This is a genomic window from Citrobacter sp. VF227, from assembly GCF_052950715.1.
Genome location: NZ_JBRFVF010000289.1, coordinates 1 through 501, shown reverse-complemented (window position 1 = coordinate 501; position 501 = coordinate 1). Strand labels below are relative to the sequence as shown.

Below are 501 nucleotides of genomic sequence, written 5' to 3'. Positions count from 1 at the left end.
GGAACACCTGCGGCGCGCTCGGATCCTTGAGCCACGCCTGAACGTCGCGGATGGCCGCGTCCTGCTGAGGGGACCAGGAGGACATGCTCAGCCCTCCGCGTCGGGCAGATCGGCCTTGCGGCGCTGCATGCTCGACTTCCAGGCCATCCGGTGCGCGTCGTTGGCGCCGGTCTGGTCGCGGTCATCACCGGTCGACGCCCACCACTTCGCGACGTCCTGCTTCGTGGCGCAGGCGGCGAGCTCGCGCTCCTGGTGGGCGGTGTACGCGGCGATCGCGTCGTTGCTGGCGGGCGGCGCCTCGGCGGCCGGGGCAAGGCTGACGGCGCGCGGTGGTGCGGGCGGCGGCAGGTCGTCGGCGAGCGGCGCCGTGGCCTGGCATCGAGCGAAGGCCGCCTGCAGGTCGTCCAGCAGCAGCTTCACCACCGTGTTGTCGATCTGGCCCTGCTGGGCGAGGTCGACACGCTGCGGCTTGGTGTCGGCCCAGATCTTCCGGAGCCGGTC

At 72.5% G+C, this 501-nt stretch carries 1 protein-coding gene; it reads right to left on the bottom strand.

What is annotated here, in order from left to right; all coding sequences use genetic code 11:
• Nucleotides 1-87: 87 nt before the first annotated feature.
• Nucleotides 88-501: hypothetical protein (locus ACU8YC_RS26355; RefSeq protein ID WP_446896173.1), on the bottom strand; the 414-nt coding region annotated here is incomplete at its 5' end.